At 60.3% G+C, this 15,453-nt stretch carries 15 protein-coding genes and 2 pseudogenes; 9 read left to right on the top strand and 8 right to left on the bottom strand.

Annotated elements, in window-relative coordinates:
* Positions 1-113 precede the first annotated feature (113 nt).
* Complete coding sequence (locus WBR57_RS27630; RefSeq protein WP_424088404.1) at positions 114-1,466, bottom strand: GntP family permease; 1,353 nt, start codon at positions 1,464-1,466, stop codon at positions 114-116.
* An 84-nt stretch (positions 1,467-1,550) separates the two neighbouring features.
* The gene (locus WBR57_RS27625; RefSeq protein WP_065932241.1) at positions 1,551-2,084 is read right to left on the bottom strand and encodes a gluconokinase; all 534 of its coding nucleotides are present in this window, start codon (positions 2,082-2,084) and stop codon (positions 1,551-1,553) included.
* A 213-nt stretch (positions 2,085-2,297) separates the two neighbouring features.
* On the opposite strand from WBR57_RS27625, the gene WBR57_RS27620 reads away from it, so the two are divergent.
* From WBR57_RS27620 to WBR57_RS27595, 6 genes are all read left to right on the top strand, one after another.
* Positions 2,298-3,329, top strand: a complete 1,032-nt coding sequence (locus WBR57_RS27620) for a LacI family DNA-binding transcriptional regulator (RefSeq protein WP_424088406.1) — start codon at positions 2,298-2,300, stop codon at positions 3,327-3,329.
* 362 nt (positions 3,330-3,691) lie between these two features.
* Positions 3,692-3,925 (top strand): DUF6124 family protein, encoded by a 234-nt coding sequence (locus WBR57_RS27615; RefSeq protein WP_424088401.1) that lies wholly within the window; start codon positions 3,692-3,694, stop codon positions 3,923-3,925.
* Between the two features lie 166 nt (positions 3,926-4,091).
* Positions 4,092-4,724, top strand: coding sequence for a glutathione S-transferase family protein (locus tag WBR57_RS27610; RefSeq protein ID WP_424088399.1), 633 nt, complete (start codon positions 4,092-4,094; stop codon positions 4,722-4,724).
* Between the two features lie 16 nt (positions 4,725-4,740).
* Complete coding sequence (locus tag WBR57_RS27605) at positions 4,741-5,478, top strand: NAD-dependent epimerase/dehydratase family protein (RefSeq protein ID WP_424088397.1); 738 nt, start codon at positions 4,741-4,743, stop codon at positions 5,476-5,478.
* 12 nt (positions 5,479-5,490) lie between these two features.
* Complete coding sequence (locus WBR57_RS27600) at positions 5,491-6,900, top strand: MFS transporter (protein WP_424088395.1); 1,410 nt, start codon at positions 5,491-5,493, stop codon at positions 6,898-6,900.
* A gap of 131 nt (positions 6,901-7,031) precedes the next feature.
* On the top strand, positions 7,032-7,523 hold the full coding sequence (locus tag WBR57_RS27595; protein WP_424088393.1) for a hypothetical protein: 492 nt from the start codon (positions 7,032-7,034) through the stop codon (positions 7,521-7,523).
* A gap of 72 nt (positions 7,524-7,595) precedes the next feature.
* On the opposite strand, the pseudogene WBR57_RS27590 reads toward WBR57_RS27595, so the two are convergent.
* Both WBR57_RS27590 and WBR57_RS27585 read right to left on the bottom strand, forming a co-directional pair.
* A pseudogene (locus tag WBR57_RS27590) lies at positions 7,596-8,012 on the bottom strand (methyl-accepting chemotaxis protein); the annotation flags it as partial.
* A 174-nt stretch (positions 8,013-8,186) separates the two neighbouring features.
* Positions 8,187-8,810, bottom strand: a pseudogene (locus tag WBR57_RS27585) (PAS domain-containing protein); the annotation flags it as partial.
* Between the two features lie 607 nt (positions 8,811-9,417).
* On the opposite strand from WBR57_RS27585, the gene WBR57_RS27580 reads away from it, so the two are divergent.
* Positions 9,418-9,855, top strand: a complete 438-nt coding sequence (locus WBR57_RS27580; protein ID WP_424088391.1) for a GNAT family N-acetyltransferase — start codon at positions 9,418-9,420, stop codon at positions 9,853-9,855.
* Positions 9,856-9,914: 59 nt separating this feature from the next.
* Positions 9,915-10,733 (top strand): class I SAM-dependent methyltransferase, encoded by an 819-nt coding sequence (locus WBR57_RS27575; protein WP_424088388.1) that lies wholly within the window; start codon positions 9,915-9,917, stop codon positions 10,731-10,733.
* Positions 10,734-10,808: 75 nt separating this feature from the next.
* Here the strand turns inward: WBR57_RS27575 and def are convergent, their stop codons facing one another.
* The 3 genes from def to WBR57_RS27560 all read right to left on the bottom strand — a co-directional run bounded on the left by def (position 10,809) and on the right by WBR57_RS27560 (position 12,674).
* Positions 10,809-11,348, bottom strand: coding sequence for a peptide deformylase (def, locus tag WBR57_RS27570; protein WP_424088386.1), 540 nt, complete (start codon positions 11,346-11,348; stop codon positions 10,809-10,811).
* A 3-nt stretch (positions 11,349-11,351) separates the two neighbouring features.
* Positions 11,352-12,308: a YihY/virulence factor BrkB family protein gene (locus tag WBR57_RS27565; protein ID WP_424088384.1), complete on the bottom strand. Its 957-nt coding sequence runs from the start codon at positions 12,306-12,308 to the stop codon at positions 11,352-11,354.
* Between the two features lie 180 nt (positions 12,309-12,488).
* On the bottom strand, positions 12,489-12,674 hold the full coding sequence (locus WBR57_RS27560) for a CsbD family protein (protein WP_122541624.1): 186 nt from the start codon (positions 12,672-12,674) through the stop codon (positions 12,489-12,491).
* Positions 12,675-12,873: 199 nt separating this feature from the next.
* Here WBR57_RS27560 and WBR57_RS27555 point away from each other — a divergent pair, with 199 nt between their 5' ends.
* Entirely contained in the window at positions 12,874-13,251 is a 378-nt protein-coding gene (locus WBR57_RS27555; RefSeq protein WP_424088382.1) for a hypothetical protein, read from the top strand.
* Positions 13,252-13,413: 162 nt separating this feature from the next.
* Here the strand turns inward: WBR57_RS27555 and fadD1 are convergent, their stop codons facing one another.
* Entirely contained in the window at positions 13,414-15,105 is a 1,692-nt protein-coding gene (gene fadD1, locus WBR57_RS27550) for a long-chain-fatty-acid--CoA ligase FadD1 (protein ID WP_424088380.1), read from the bottom strand.
* Positions 15,106-15,453: the final 348 nt, after the last annotated feature.

The raw sequence follows: 15,453 nt of genomic DNA, 5'->3' as shown, positions 1-15,453 counted from the left end.
GCTCGCGAACGCGGTGGATCAGTCGCCAAATACATTGACTGATACTCCGTATTCGCGAGCAAGCCCGCTCCCACATTTGGATTGGGTGTTCACCCAGCGTCAGCGGGCGTCGGTCAGACCACCAACGACAGCAACATGATAAAGCCCAGCGCCACCACCGACAGGATGGTTTCCATCGCCGTCCAGGTCTTGAACGTCTCGGCCACGGTCATGTTGAAGTACTGCTTCACCAGCCAGAACCCGGCATCGTTGACGTGAGACAGCACCAACGAGCCCGCCCCGGTTGCCAACACCAGCAGCTCACGGTTCACGCCCGGAATCATCCCCACCACCGGCACCACAATGCCCGCGCCGGTAATGGTCGCCACTGTGGCCGAACCGGTGGCCACACGAATCACCGCCGCCACCAGCCAGGCCAGCAGGATCGGGTTGATCTGCGCGTTCACCGCCATATGCCCGATCACATCACCCACGCCGCTGGTCACCAGCATCTGCTTGAAGCCACCACCGGCGCCAATGATCAGGATGATCGCCGCGGTCGGCGCCAGGCTGGCGTCGAGCAGCTTGAGGATCTGCTTGGAGTGGATGCCCTGGCGATGGCCAAAGGTGTACAGCGACAGCAGCAACGCCAGCAGCAGCGCAGTGATCGGGTGACCGATCATGTCCATCCAGTTGCGCAGGGTGTGGCCGTCCGGCAGCGCGACGTCAGCGAAGGTTTTGAGCAGCATCAGGAACACCGGCAGCAGCACGGTGATCAGGGTGATGCTGAAGCTCGGCAGGGTTTTCGACTCCGGCTCGCGGGCCAGTTGGTCGACCAGTTCCTGGGACGGGTTGCCCGGAATGTACTTGGCGATAAACGTACCGAAGACCGGGCCGGCGATGATGGCAGTCGGCAGTGCGACGATCAGGCCGTACAGGATGGTCTTGCCGATGTCAGCACCAAACACGCCGATGGCCAGCAGCGGGCCCGGGTGCGGCGGCACCAGGCCGTGCACCGCCGAGAGGCCGGCGAGCAGCGGGATGCCGATCTTGATCAGCGACACGCCGGTGCGGCGCGCGACGATAAACACCAGCGGAATCAGCAGCACAAAGCCGATCTCGAAGAACAGCGGGATGCCCACCAGGAACGCGGCGAACATCATCGCCCACTGGACCTTTTCCTTGCCGAAGGCGCGGATCAGCGTCTGCGCGATCTGATCGGCGCCGCCGGATTCGGCCATCATCTTGCCGAGCATGGTGCCCAGCGCGAGGATGATGCCGACAAAGCCGAGCACGCCGCCAAAACCGTCCTGGAACGCCTTGATGATCTTGTCCACGGGCATGCCCGAGGTCAGGCCGAGGAAACCGGCCGCGATGATCAGGGCAATGAACGGGTGCACCTTGAACTGGGTGATCAGTACGATCAACCCGATGATAGTGACCACTGCATCTAGCAGCAGGTAGGACTCGTGGGACATGCCAAACATGGGGGGTCTCTCCTGTTTGTTGTTGTTATTAAAGCGGGTGTTGAATTTCCTGCCGGGGATAGCGCTATCTTTTCCGGCAAAAAATTAATGAGTAGGTTCAAAGCCGTGTTGCAGCCACCAGGCATGGGTCTGCTCGGCCAGGTCCTCGACGCTGTCTTCGCTGGCATTGAGCGCCAGGGTCAGCGGCTCGCCCACGGGCGATTCAAGGGTGGCGAACTGGCTGTCGATCAGGCTGGCCGGCATGAAATGGCCGGGGCGATGGGACACGCGGTCGGCGGCCACGGCACGGGTCAGTTCGAGGAACACAAAACCCAGGCCCGGCGCGGCTTCGCGCAAGTGGTCGCGGTATTTTTTCTTCAGGGCTGAACAGGTCAGTACCGGGTGCTCGCCGGCTTTGAGCGAGCGGCGCAGCTCATCGCAGAGGATATCGAGCCAGCCGGCGCGGTCGTCGTCGTTGAGGGGGTGGCCGGCGCTCATCTTTTCGATGTTCGCGGCGGGGTGAAAGCTGTCGCCTTCAATGGCGGTGGCACCGTTCAGGCGGCACAGGGCCTCGCTGACGCTGGACTTGCCACAGCCGGAAACACCCATGATGACCAGGGCGGTAACAGGTTGACTCATGAAACACCTCAGGACGCAGATAGCGCTACCTTTGCACGCCTTAAGGCTAGTGCAAAAACAGGCTTTTCCCGCGCCGTCTTGTCTTTTTTTATGGAGTGACGCGTGCATCCTCTCCAATCGTTTGAACCGGATCAGGCAACCCTAAGTTCAAGAATTTGCAGCTACTTGGAGACAGCGCTACCTTAGTGCCTCGATTTTTGTTTGGCAAGCCGCCTGATGACCTCCAAGAACGATAAAAATACCCGCACGACGGGCCGCCCTACCCTTAACGAAGTTGCCCGCCTGGCTGGCGTCAGCCCAATCACCGCCTCGCGCGCCTTGCGTGGCGTCAGTACCGTGGCCACGGAGCTGGTGGAAAAAGTCCGCCAGGCCGCCGCCGAACTCAGCTACGTGGTCAACCCCGCCGCCCGCGCCCTGGCCTCGGCGCAGAGCCATTCGGTGGTGGTCATCGTGCCGTCGCTGTCCAACCTGCTGTTTATCGAAACCCTCGAAGCCATCCACCAAGTGCTGCGGCCCAAGGGCTTCGAAGTGCTGATCGGCAACTCGCATTACTCGCGCGACGAAGAAGAAAACCTGCTGCGCAACTACATGGCCTACCAGCCACGCGGCTTGCTGCTGACCGGGTTTGATCGCACCGAAAGCGCGCGACGGATGGTCGAGGCCAGCCATGTGCCGTGCGTGTACATGATGGACCTGGACCCCAACGCCGGCGTGAACTGCGTGGGGTTCTCACAACTGGCGGCGGGTGAAACGGCGGCGGCGCATCTGCTCTCGCGTGGGCGCAAGCGCCTGGCGTACATCGGCGCACAGTTGGACCAACGCACCTTGCTGCGCGGCGAAGGTTTCCGCCGCGCGCTGCAAAACGCAGGCATGTACGACCCGGCCCTGGAACTGCTGACCCCGCGCCCCTCCTCCGTGGGCCTGGGTGGCGAGCTGTTTCTGCAATTGCTCGCGGCCCACCCGGAGGTGGATGCGATCTTCTTCGGCAACGACGACCTGGCCCATGGCGCCCTGCTCGAAGCCCTGCGCCACGGCATCAAGGTGCCGGAGCGCGTGGCGGTGCTGGGCTTCAACGACCTGCCGGCGTCGTCCTTCATGGTGCCGCGCTTGAGCAGCATCAGTACGCCGCGTGAAGCGATTGGGCGGCGGTCGGCGGAGCATTTGTTGACCATCATGGCCGGCAACAAGGTCGCCAAGCCGGTGGTGGACATGGGGTTTGAGTTGCAGGTGCGCGAGAGCACTTGAGCGAATGATCCTTCGCACGCAGAGCGTGGGAAGGATCTGAGTGGTGTGGGACGCCTGTAGGACACGGCTGACATTGCAGTAAGCGCCTTGCCCGGCTGCCTACGCTTACGTCAGAATCCGCCGGCTTGTGCGCTTGGGTGGTGGTCTTTAAGGTTTGCCGGTCGCTGAATTTCTCGGTGATCAGGTTTAGTAGCCTGAACTTCCCCACACAATATGCACAAGTCAGTCATGGCGGCTGTGCGTAGGGCGCCTTCGGGCGCGCCGGGTTTGTGTGGGATTGCCGGTCTACTAACCTGCGTACAGCTGCCACCCAATTTGTTTAGTAGCAATAAGAGTGTTGGCACAATCCAGGTACTTGAACCATGCAAAGCGTCAATCCCCCGAATACGCTCTTCACCGTCATACCCGATACTCCCACCGAATCCCTGCTGATCAACAGCTACGAAACCGTCTGCTCCGTCAGCACCTTGTTGCTCGACCTATCCGACGACCTTACCGGTAAACACCGCGACGTGGCCCTCGCCATTCATCAACTGAGCGAGTTATCAGTCCTGATGATAGGCAAAGCCATGGACCTGCAAACACCGCGAGCCTAAAGCCTTACTCGGTTAAACAGGCAGGCTTGCTCGCGAATGCGCAGTGTCAGCCACTGTATAAGGCCACTGATCCACCGCATTCGCGAGCAAGCCCGCTCCCACATTTTTCAACCGCGCCCGCCTCACCCCTGCTAGATTGGCTGCTCTCCACTGCCAGGGAAGCACCATGGGACACTCACTGAAAATCTTGGGCCGCACGTCTTCAATCAACGTGCGAAAAGTGCTCTGGACCTGCCAGGAACTGGGCATCGAGTACGTGCGCGAAGACTGGGGCATCGGCTTCAAGCCCACCCAGTCCCCCGAATTCCTTGCGCTGAACCCCAACGCCCAAGTGCCCGTGCTGATTGATGACCATGGCGTGCTGTGGGAGTCCAACACCATCTGCCGCTACCTGGTGAACCTCTATCAACGCCATGACCTGCTGCCCCTCGAGCCCGCACCGCGGGCGCGGGTCGAGCAATGGGTGGACTGGCAGGCCATCGAATTGAACCGCGCCTGGGGCGATGCCTTCACCGCCCTGGTGCGCAACAACCCGGATGGCCTCGACGCAGCGCAGATCGCCGCCGCCGTGCGGCGATGGAACGACAAGATGGGCCTGCTGGAACAACAGCTGGCCCACACCGGCGCCTATGTCGCCGGGGATGAGTTCACCCTCGCCGATATCCTCATCGGGCTTTCGGTGCATCGCTGGAAAATCACGCCGATGGAGCGTCCACCCCACCCCGCCATCGAGGCTTACTACCAACGCCTCAGCCAGCACCAAGGCTTCAAGACGTTCGCCCTCGACGGCCATAACTAAAAACAAGGACTACACCGTGAAAGGACTCAACCTACTGCTCACCGGCGCCTGCGGCAGAATCGGCAAGACGTTTTTCGAGGCCTCGAAAGACCGCTATCGCTTCACCCTCACCGACCGGGTCGCGCCGGACTTCGTCGTCGGCGAGCACCGGTTCATCAGCGCCGACCTCAGCGACAAATCGACCTTGCCCGCGCTGCTCGAAGGCATCGACGTGATCGTGCACCTCTCGGGCATCCCCCACGCCAGCGCCGCGTTCGACGAATTGCTGCCCAACAATATCCTCGCCACCACTTACCTGTTCGAAGCCGCGGTGGCCGCCGGGGTCAAACGCCTGGTGTTCGCCAGCAGCGCGCAAACCATCGAAGGCTACCCGGTGGACCGCCAGATCACCCCCGGCATGGCGGTGCTGCCCGCCAACCTGTATGGCGTGAGCAAATGCTACGGCGAAGCGCTGTGCGGCTATTACGCGGCGAACACCCCGCTGTCGACCATTGCCCTGCGCATCGGCGCGTTCGAATTCCCTGAAACCCATGACCTCAACAACGCCCGCGACCTCAGCGCCTGGCTCAGCCCGCGCGACGCAGTGCACTTGCTGCAACGCTCGATAGAGGCCGAGGGCGTCAAGCACCTGATCGCCCATGGCATTTCAAATAACCGCTTCAAGCGCCTGGACTTGAGCGAAACCACGCGCGTGCTGGGTTACCATCCCGTGGACGATGCGTTCCAGACATTCGAGATTCCGATTACTGACTGAGTTTTTTGCGCCATGCCTGCACTCTCTGCTACCGACGGCATCGACCCGGTCCGTGCCGCCCACATCAGCGCGCGCATTGACCGCCTGCCTGCCGTCGCCACTATCTGGCGCCTGGTGGCGCTGCTGTCGATTGGCGGCTTTTTCGAGCTGTATGATCTGTTCCAGACCGCCTACATCAGCCCCGGCCTGATCAGCGACGGGATCTTCCACACCGGCAGCGAGGGCGTGTTCGGCTTCTCGGACCAGGCGGCGTTTGCCTCGGCAACCTTCCTCGGCCTGTTCCTCGGCGCCAGCCTGCTCAGCCCCATCGCCGACCGCTTCGGGCGCCGGGCGATCTTCACCTTTGCGCTGATCTGGTACACGGTGGCGACGGTGTTGATGGGCATTCAGACGTCCGCGCTGGGCATCATCTGCATGCGCTTCCTGGTGGGCATTGGCCTGGGGATCGAGCTGGTGACCATCGACGCGTACCTCTCGGAACTGGTGCCCAAGCGCATGCGCAGCTCGGCGTTTGCCTTTGCGTTTTTCATCCAGTTCCTGTCGGTGCCGGCGGTGGCCTTGATGTCGTGGTGGCTGGTGCCCCAGGCGCCGTTCGGGGTTTCGGGCTGGCGCTGGGTGGTGCTCAGCAGTGCGGTGTTTGCGTTGTTTATCTGGCAGCTGCGTAAACGCCTGCCGGAATCACCACGCTGGCTCGCGCAAAAAGGCCGCTTCGACGAGGCCGGACAGATCATGGACGGCCTGGAGGCTCGCTGCCAGAAGGACCACGGCAAACCGCTGGATGAACCGGAACCCGAGGCCGTCAGCGTGCAAGGCAACGGCCGTTTTGCCGATATCTGGCAACCGCCGTACCGGCGCCGCGCATTGATGCTGATTGTGTTCCATGTGTTCCAGGCCATCGGCTTTTTCGGTTTCGGCAACTGGCTGCCGGCGCTGCTGTCGGGCCAGGGCGTGAGTGTGACCCACAGTTTGCTCTACGCCTTTATCATCACCCTCGCCTACCCGCTGGGGCCGTTGCTGTTTGTAAAGGTCGCCAACCGCTTCGAAAACAAATGGCAGATCGTCGGCTCGGCGATGGGCGCAATGATCTTCGGCAGCCTGTTCGCCCTGCAAACCACCGCGGTGGGCCTGGTGATCTGCGGGGTGATGATCACCTTTTGCAACGCCTGGCTGAGCTTCAGTTATCACTCCTACCAGAGCGAACTGTTCCCGACCAACATCCGCGCGCGGGCGGTGGGGTTCTGCTATTCGTTCAGCCGCTTGTCCACGGTGTTCAGCAGCCTCTTGATCGGTTTTATCCTCGAACACCTGGGCACTCCGGGCGTGTTGGCGTTTATTGCCAGCAGCATGTTGATCGTGATGATCACCATCAGTTGGTTCGGGCCGCGCACACGTAACCTGGCGCTGGAAAATATCGCCCACTGACGGCAACGGTTGGCCGCCGGCAGGACACCCTTTGCCGCGTCGGCCCCGCCAGCCCCAGTAAAACCGGGCGCTCGCCCCCGGCACGCTATTTGCTCCAGCTGTGGCACCGACTATTTCCCAGGTGACCGATCATGCTGGTTAACAACAACACCCAAGCCGTGTCGACCATTCAACAGCTCAAGCGCCCCGACATGGACCCCGCCAACGCCGCCGCCAGCGCGCTGTACAGCGGTGCCGTGCAAGTGGCGCAGCAAAGCGTGACCGTGCCGGCCGCGCAAAAGGAACTCGACAAGGCCGCCGACCGTATCGACGAAGCCTTCGCCAAGACCCGCGTGCAATTGCAAACCTCGACCACCGACGTGCCGGCCACCAGCAGCACCTCCAGCGCGCGTTCGGAATTCACCGACTACATGAGCAAAACCCCGGCCGAACGCATTCGCGAGCAATTGCTCAAGGAGCAGGGTTTGACTGAGGCGGATGTACAGAACATGTCCCAGGAAAAACAGGACGCAATTTCCAAGCAAGTGGCCGATCGCTTGAAGCAGCAGCAAGAGCAGCAGGTCGCGGCGAAAACCGCTGACCCGCAGGCGCAGGCTGTGAAGGAGACCCTGGCGGCGATCTGAGCCATGATGGCGGTAAATGTGGGTGGGGGGTTTGCTCCCTCCCACATTGAATTTCAGTGTTTATCAGATCAGTTACTGCAATTGCAACGTCGAGTTGAACTGTCCGATCGCATCCACCACGTGCCGTGACCCCTCCTGAATTTCCAGGATCACCTGCCCCGCTTCGTTCGCCAACTCCACGCCCAGCCCTGTGCGGCTGAGGCTCGATTGCATGCTCGACACCGCGCTCAGCGACAGGTCGTGGTTCTTGCGCACCACTTCCACAATCTCCACGGTCGCCTGGCTGGTCCGCGCCGCGAGGCTGCGCACTTCATCGGCCACCACCGCAAACCCGCGTCCGTGTTCCCCGGCCCGTGCCGCTTCGATGGCCGCATTGAGCGCGAGCATATTGGTCTGTTCGGCGATGCTGCGGATGGTCTGCACGATGGCTCCGATGATGTCCGACTGTTTGCTCACCGCGTCGATGCTCTGCGCGGCCTGGTTCAGGTTCTGGGAAATTTCCTCGATGATCTGCACGGTTTGCTGCACCACCTCCGAGCCCTTGCGCGCGCAGGCGTCGTTTTGTACTGAGGTGGCGTGGGCCGAGTCGGCGGCGGTGCGCAAGGTGGTGACCTGGTCGGTGATGTCACTGGCGAACTTCACCACTTTGTACAGCCGCCCGCTGGCATCAAAGATCGGGTTGTAGGACGCCTCCAGAAACAGCGTCTTGCCGTATTTGTTTTTGCGTTCGAAGCGGTGCGAGTGGTATTCGCCACGGTTTAGGGAAGCCCAGAACGCCTTGTAGGCCGGCGACTCGACCTCGCTGCGATGGCAGAACAGGCTGTGGTGCTGACCGACAATTTCATCCAGGGAATACTGCACCGTCTTCAGGAAATTCTCGTTGGCATTCAGGATCTGGCCCTGGGGCGTGAACTCGATGACCGCCATGGAACGGCTGATGGCATCGATCAGGCTCTGGTTTTCATGTTCGTGGTGAACCCGCGCGGAAATATCCGACGCCACTTTGATCACGCTCTGTACATGGTCATCGCTGTCCAGCACCGGCATGTAGCTGGCTTCAAGCCACACCTCCTGGCCGTGCTTGTTCAGGCGCATGAACGTGCCGCTCAGGGCCTCGCCCCGCGCCAGGTCGCGCCACAGCTTGGCGTAGGCGTCAGTCTGGGTGTAGGCCTCGTCGCAGAAGATGCGGTGGTGTTTACCGCGGATTTCCTCGGCGCTGTAGCCCATGGCTTTGCAGAAGTTGTCGTTGGCATCAAGGATCACGCCATCACGGTCGAATTCGATCATGGCCATGGAGCGGCTGATGGCAGCGAGTTTGGCGTTGGATTCGGTAAGGGCACAGGAAAAACGCTGGATTTCAAGCAGGTCAGACTTGTGATGGAGGTTGAACATGGTCAGATCACCCTTGATTACCGACGCCTCTAGAGGCGCATTCCATTCATTGGTTAGGCAGTACTGGCAAACCTTTCTGGGAAAATAACCATTCGAAACGCTTGATATGCCAAGCGTCATCAACGGTTCTGGGTGAGCATAGACACGGCTTGGCGCTATGCAAGGCCACTAGTCAGCCAGCATTTTCAGCAGAGGAAGGGTGTCGGCAGCCCAGAGCATAGGTCTCGTGCTCCGGGCAGTGATGCGGGGACGTTCGGCAGATCGGTGCGTTGCAGCGGTGGAATCAGTGCCCGAACAGGCCTGTCTCGGCCTTCTTGGTTTTCTTGTCGGCGCGTTTTTCATCGGCGGTCTTTGCCGGTTTCTTCTTCGCGGCTTTCTTTGAATCCATACCTTTGGCCATGATGCATGCTCAACTGAAGGGGATGTAGCACTGGGTATACCACCTATTGCCGCACAGAAGGCGCTTATAATCCCCGGCCCCAGATTATGTTGCCCGGACACTATGCCCGAATTGCACCTCGAACCGCTGGCAGAGCCGCTGTGGCCGCTGCTGAACAAGTTTTACCGCAGCCACCATTCGTCGATGAAGGCGCTCAAGGGCGGGCGTTTATGGGTGGCCCGCGACAGCGAGATCGTGGCCGGCCTGTGCCTGTCCACCGTGGTCGGCGGGCAATGGTTGACCGGCGTGTTCGTGGCCCCGGCCTATCGCAGCCAAGGGTTGGCGGCGCGCTTGATTCTTGAGGCCGTTGCCGAGGTGGAAGGCACTGTCTGGCTGCTGTGCCACCCGGACCTGGAAGGCGTGTATCAACGCATGGGGTTCAGCCAGGACACCGTGCTGCCGCAATCTCTGAGCGAGCGGCTGGTGCGCTATAAACGCAACAAGCCGATGATCGCCATGGGCTTAGAACCTTTGGTGAGGTCCACCGCAGATAATGTGTGATCGGCGGGTAGAGCGCCCATGCTAGCCTCGTCGGCACAGTGGCCCCTTACAGGATGATCATGAAAACTACGCTTGCAGCGCTGTCCCTCACCGCCCTCCTCGTCCCCACCTTCAGCCAGGCCGCCGATGCGCCGATCAGCGCCAAGCAGTACGCCAGCGTGCTCGCCGGCAGTTGGCGCGACCCGGCCAACAGCGCGCGCGACGGTTATCGCCACCCGCAGCAGACCCTGGAATTCTTTGGCCTGGGGGCCAAACAGACGGTAATCGAAATCACCCCCGGCGGCGGCTGGTACAGCGAACTGCTCGCGCCATTGCTCAAGGATCACGGGCAGTACATCGCCGCCGTGCAGGCCGCGAGCAGCAGCGCCTACGCGCGCTCCTCCGAAGAGAACCTGAAACACAAATTCGCCGCCGACCCTGCGCGTTATGCCAAGGCCGAAGTGGTCGAGTTCGACCCCAAGGCGCCGGTGTTCGGCAAACCTACTTCCGCCGACGCCGTGCTGACCTTTCGCAATGTGCATAACTGGGTGGCGGCCGATACCGCAAACGCCACGTTCAGTGCGTTCTACACGGTGTTGAAACCGGGTGGCGTGCTGGGCGTGGAAGATCACCGGGCCAAGGATGGAGCAGACCTGGAAGCGATCAAGGACAGCGGTTACCTGACTACCGCGCAAGTGGTGAAACTGGCAACCGATGCCGGGTTCAAACTGGCGGGGCAGAGTGAGGTGAATGCCAACCCCAAGGACACCAAGGACTATCCGGCTGGCGTGTGGACGTTGCCGCCGACGTTGAAGCTGGGGGAGCAGGACAAGGCCAAGTATGTGGCCATTGGCGAGTCGGACCGGATGACGTTGCGGTTTGTGAAACCCGAAAAATAAATCCGCCTGAAATGCTTTCAAATGTGGGAGGGGGCTTGCCCCCTCCCACATTCTTGACCTCAGTGTGTCCGAGGGTTACTCGTCAACGGTCGGGGCCAGCTCCGGGAACATCACTTCGATAAACCCGAACTTGCTGAAGTCGGTAATCCGCGATGGGTACAGCCGACCGATCAAGTGATCGCACTCATGCTGCACCACCCGCGCATGGAAGCCATCGGCAAAACGTACGATCGGCTCGCCCTTGGGGTCGAAGCCTTCGTAGCGGATCTGCTGGTAACGGTCCACCGCGCCACGCAGGCCGGGCACCGACAGGCAACCTTCGTAACCCTCTTCCAGCACCGGGCTGAGCGGGGTGATCAGCGGGTTGATCAGGATGGTCTGCGCCACGGGCGGCGCGTCCGGATAGCGCTCACTGACCTCGAAACCAAAGATCACCAACTGCAGGTCGACGCCAATCTGCGGCGCGGCCAGGCCGACGCCGCCCACGTGTTCCATGGTCTGGAACATGTCATCGATCAATTGCCACAGCTCGGGGCTGTCGAACATTTCCGGCGGCACCGGTGCCGCGATGCGCAGCAGGCGATCGTCGCCCATTTTCAGGATTTCACGGATCATTGATCAGACTTCATCAGTAGTGGGAGTGGGTTTGGAGTGGTCCCGGCCGAGGCCTGAGACATGTTGTTTTTCATCGGTGTGGCCCGGCTCCTCAAACTCCTTTTCGCCGGGGTCCTTGCCCTCGGCCGACATGTGTTCGATCACGGCATTCATCTCCGCGCCCAGCAACAGCACCGCGGCGGAAATATAGAAGTACAGAAGCAGCACGATGATCGCACCGATGCTGCCATACATGGCGTTGTAGTCAGCGAAGGTCTTGACGTAGTAGCCAAAGCCCAGCGAAGCCACGATCCATACCACCACCGCCAGCACGGAGCCTGGGGTGATAAAGCGGAATTTCTGCTCGACGTCCGGCATCACGTAATACATGAGGGCCACGGCGAACATCAGCAAAATCACGATCAATGGCCAACGCAGGATGGTCCACAGGGTGACCACAAATTCCTGCATGCCGATCTGCCCGGCCAGCCATTCCATCACCTGCGGGCCCAGCACCATCAGTGCGGCCGCGGCCAGCAGCATGCCGGCAATGCCGATGGTGTAGAACACCGACAGCGGGAAGCGTTTCCAGATCGGCCGGCCTTCCACGACGTCGTAGGCGGCGTTCATCGCGCTCATCATCAGACGCACGCCGGCCGAGGCGGTCCACAGGGCAATCACGATACCGACCGAGAGTAGGCCACCCTTGGACTGCTGTAATTGGTCGATCACCGGGTTGACCTGCTCCAGCGCCTGGGGCGGCAACACCAGTTCCGACTGCATGCGCAGCCAGCTGAAAAAGTCCGGCAGGTGCAGGAAGCCGATCAGGGCGATAAGGAACAGCAGAAAGGGGAACAGCGAAAACAGCATCTGGTAGGCCAGTGCCGACGCATAGGTGGGCATCTCGTCATCGACGAATTCCTTGACGGTGCGCACCAGCACTTTGTGGAGCTTGAGGCCTTGCAGTACCGGAAAAATCATAGCGTCTCCTTTCGCCGCAAAAGGTTGAGTTAGTGGGCGACTCAGGGGCCGTTTTCTACATCAAGGTAGCCTATTTGGCGACCCTGAAACAATTTCGAAACTTTAATCACAGTGTGTGACACAAAAACGGCCATCCGTGGATGGCCGTCGGGCTGCGTGAGACCAGCCAGCGATTCAGGCTTACTTGGTGGCTTTCTTTACCGCATCTTTGGTATCGCCGACCGCTTTCTGCACTTCGCCTTTCTTCTCTTGAACCACACCTTCAGCACGCAGCTTGTCGTTGCCGGTGACTTTGCCGACGCCTTGCTTGATGTTGCCGACCGCTTCGTTTGCTACGCCTTTTGCCTTATCCGATGTGCTGCTCATGGTATTTCTCCGAAAGAACAATCAAGGGTTTTGGTCATTACCTAAAGATTGACCTGAGGCCATTCGGCAGAGTTTCAATTATTTTTTGCCCGGCATTTCATCGCCCGCCGCAGGTTTGGCTTTATGTTTTGCAGCCAACCCACGAGAATGCCCGGCACATTCAGGCTATAACGCTGAATAACAGATCCGTAGGAAGGTTATGAAACTCAATAAAGCACAGGCCATCGCCCGCAGAAACCAGGAACTGGGCGGCGCCGTTCTCGGTGTCAACAACTGCCATTTCACTGACCTGGACACCCGACGCAACATCTGGTGGTTCGACCTGCCGGTGGTGCGCATTGGCGTGGGCCAGTACGAGTGGATTCACCTGTTGATGCACAACGCCGAGACCGACCAGTTGCTGCACTTGAAAGTGCCGACGGTGTTCCTGCGTGAAAAACTCGAAGGCCTGGTGGTGCGCAATGCAAACAAGCGCAAGCCGGAGATCACCCTGGAGCTGAGCGCGGACAAGGATTCGTTCTTGAAAGACGTGCGCCCGGCCGGCGCGGGCGTCAGCTTCGCGCAGTTCGCCCTGTAGGAACCCGGTTAAACCTGTGGGAGCGGGCTTGCTCGCGAAGGCGCCGGATCAGTTTGCACATCTGTAACTGACACACCGCATTCGCGAGCAAGCCCGTTCCCACATTGGCCGTATTCAATCCAGGCCATAAAAAAACCCCGCATTGGCGGGGTTTTTTATGGGTTACTTTTTCAGGCCCTGTTTCTTCAGTTCTTCATCGCGCAACTCACGGCGCAGGATCTTGCCCACGTTGGTGGTCGGCAACGCATCGCGGAACTCCACGGCTTTCGGCACTTTGTAGCCAGTGACGTTGGCGCGCATGTGTTCCATCACCTGTTCCTTGGTAAGGGTGGCGCCTGGCTTGACCACGATAAACAGCTTGATGTGTTCCCCGGATTTCTCATCCGGCACACCGATGGCCGCGCATTGCAGCACGCCCGGCAGGCCTGCCAGTACGTCTTCCAGCTCGTTGGGGTACACGTTGAAGCCGGAGACCAGGATCATGTCCTTCTTGCGGTCGACAATGCGCATGTAGCCGTCGGGCTGGATGATCGCGATGTCACCGGTCTTCAGCCAGCCTTCGCTGTCGAGCATCTCGGCGGTGGCGTCTTCGCGCTGCCAGTAGCCCTTCATCACCTGCGGGCCCTTGACGCACAGCTCGCCGGTTTCACCCAGTGGCAGCTCGGTGCCGTCGTCGGCGATGACTTTACACACCGTGGACGGCACCGGAATGCCGATGGTGCCGATCTGGATATGCTGGATCGGGTTGACCGTGGCCACCGGGCTGGTTTCGGTCATGCCGTAACCTTCGCAGATGCCACAACCGGTCACGGCCTTCCAGCGCTCGGCGGCCGCCAGTTGCAGGGCCATGCCGCCCGACAGGGTGACTTTCAGCGCAGAAAAGTCCAGCTTGCGGAAGGCTTCGTTGTTGCACAGTGCCACGAACAGGGTGTTCAGGCCGACAAAGCCGCTGAACTTCCACTTCGACAGTTCCTTGACCATCGCCGGCAGGTCGCGCGGGTTGCTGATCAGGATGTTGTGGTTGCCGATCAGCATCATCGCCATGCAATGAAAGGTAAACGCATAGATGTGGTACAGCGGCAGCGGGGTGATCAGGATCTCGCAGCCTTCATTGAGGTTGGAGCCCATCAGCGCCTTGCACTGCAGCATGTTGGCGACGAGGTTGCGGTGGGTGAGCATCGCGCCCTTGGCCACGCCGGTGGTGCCACCGGTGTATTGCAGCACGGCCACATCGCCGCTGGCGGGGCTGGCGTCGTTGACCGGTTGGCCGTGACCCTTGGCCAGCACGTCGTTGAACTTGATGGCATTCGGCAATTGGTAGGCCGGGACCATCTTCTTCACGTACTTGATGACGCTGTTGATCAGCAGGCGCTTGAGCGGCGGCAGCAGGTCGGCCACTTCGGTGACGATCACATGCTTGACGGCGGTCTTGGGCACGACTTTTTCAGCCAGGTGCGCCATGTTCGCCAGGCAGACCAGGGCCTTGGCCCCGGAATCATTGAATTGATGTTCCATTTCCCGCGCGGTGTACAGCGGGTTGGTGTTGACCACGATCAGGCCGGCACGGATGGCACCGAACACGGCGACCGGGTATTGCAGGACGTTGGGCAGTTGCACGGCGATCCGATCGCCTGGCTTCAAGTCGGTGTGCTGTTGCAGGTAAGCGGCGAAGGCGCCGGACAATTCGTACAATTCACCGTAGGTGATTGTCTTGCCCAGGTTGCTGAAAGCCGGCTTGTTGGCGAAGCGCTGGCAGGACTGTTTCAGTACCGCCTGAATATTCGGATACTCGTCTGGATTGATTTGTGCAGCAATCCCGGCGGGGTACTTATCCTTCCAAAAGTCTTCATTCATGGAAGCCCACTCCTCAGCGACGTCAGCGACGCGAATTCATCATCGCATTTGATGCGATTATTATTGGTGTATGTTTTTTTAAGGTGAATCTGGCGCTTTCAAGCAGGCCTAGACGTCACAAAGCGCGCCGAGAGTAGCAGCTTTGCCAAGGGCCGCCTAGAGCCAAAAGGGGGCCCTACGGTCATAAACATGACTGTCCTACAATATTTGGTCACACTTTATTCGCCGCTTGAATTCCCCAGTAAAAGGCTCTGGAATAGGCTTTTCAGGGCAATAAAACCCAATGTGGGAGGGGGCTTGCCCCCGATGGCGGTGTTTCAGTCACTGAATGTATCGACTGAGCTACCG

The organism is Pseudomonas sp., assembly GCF_049590575.1.
In the GTDB taxonomy this organism is placed as follows: domain Bacteria; phylum Pseudomonadota; class Gammaproteobacteria; order Pseudomonadales; family Pseudomonadaceae; genus Aquipseudomonas.
This window is presented reverse-complemented; position numbering and strand designations above follow the sequence as displayed.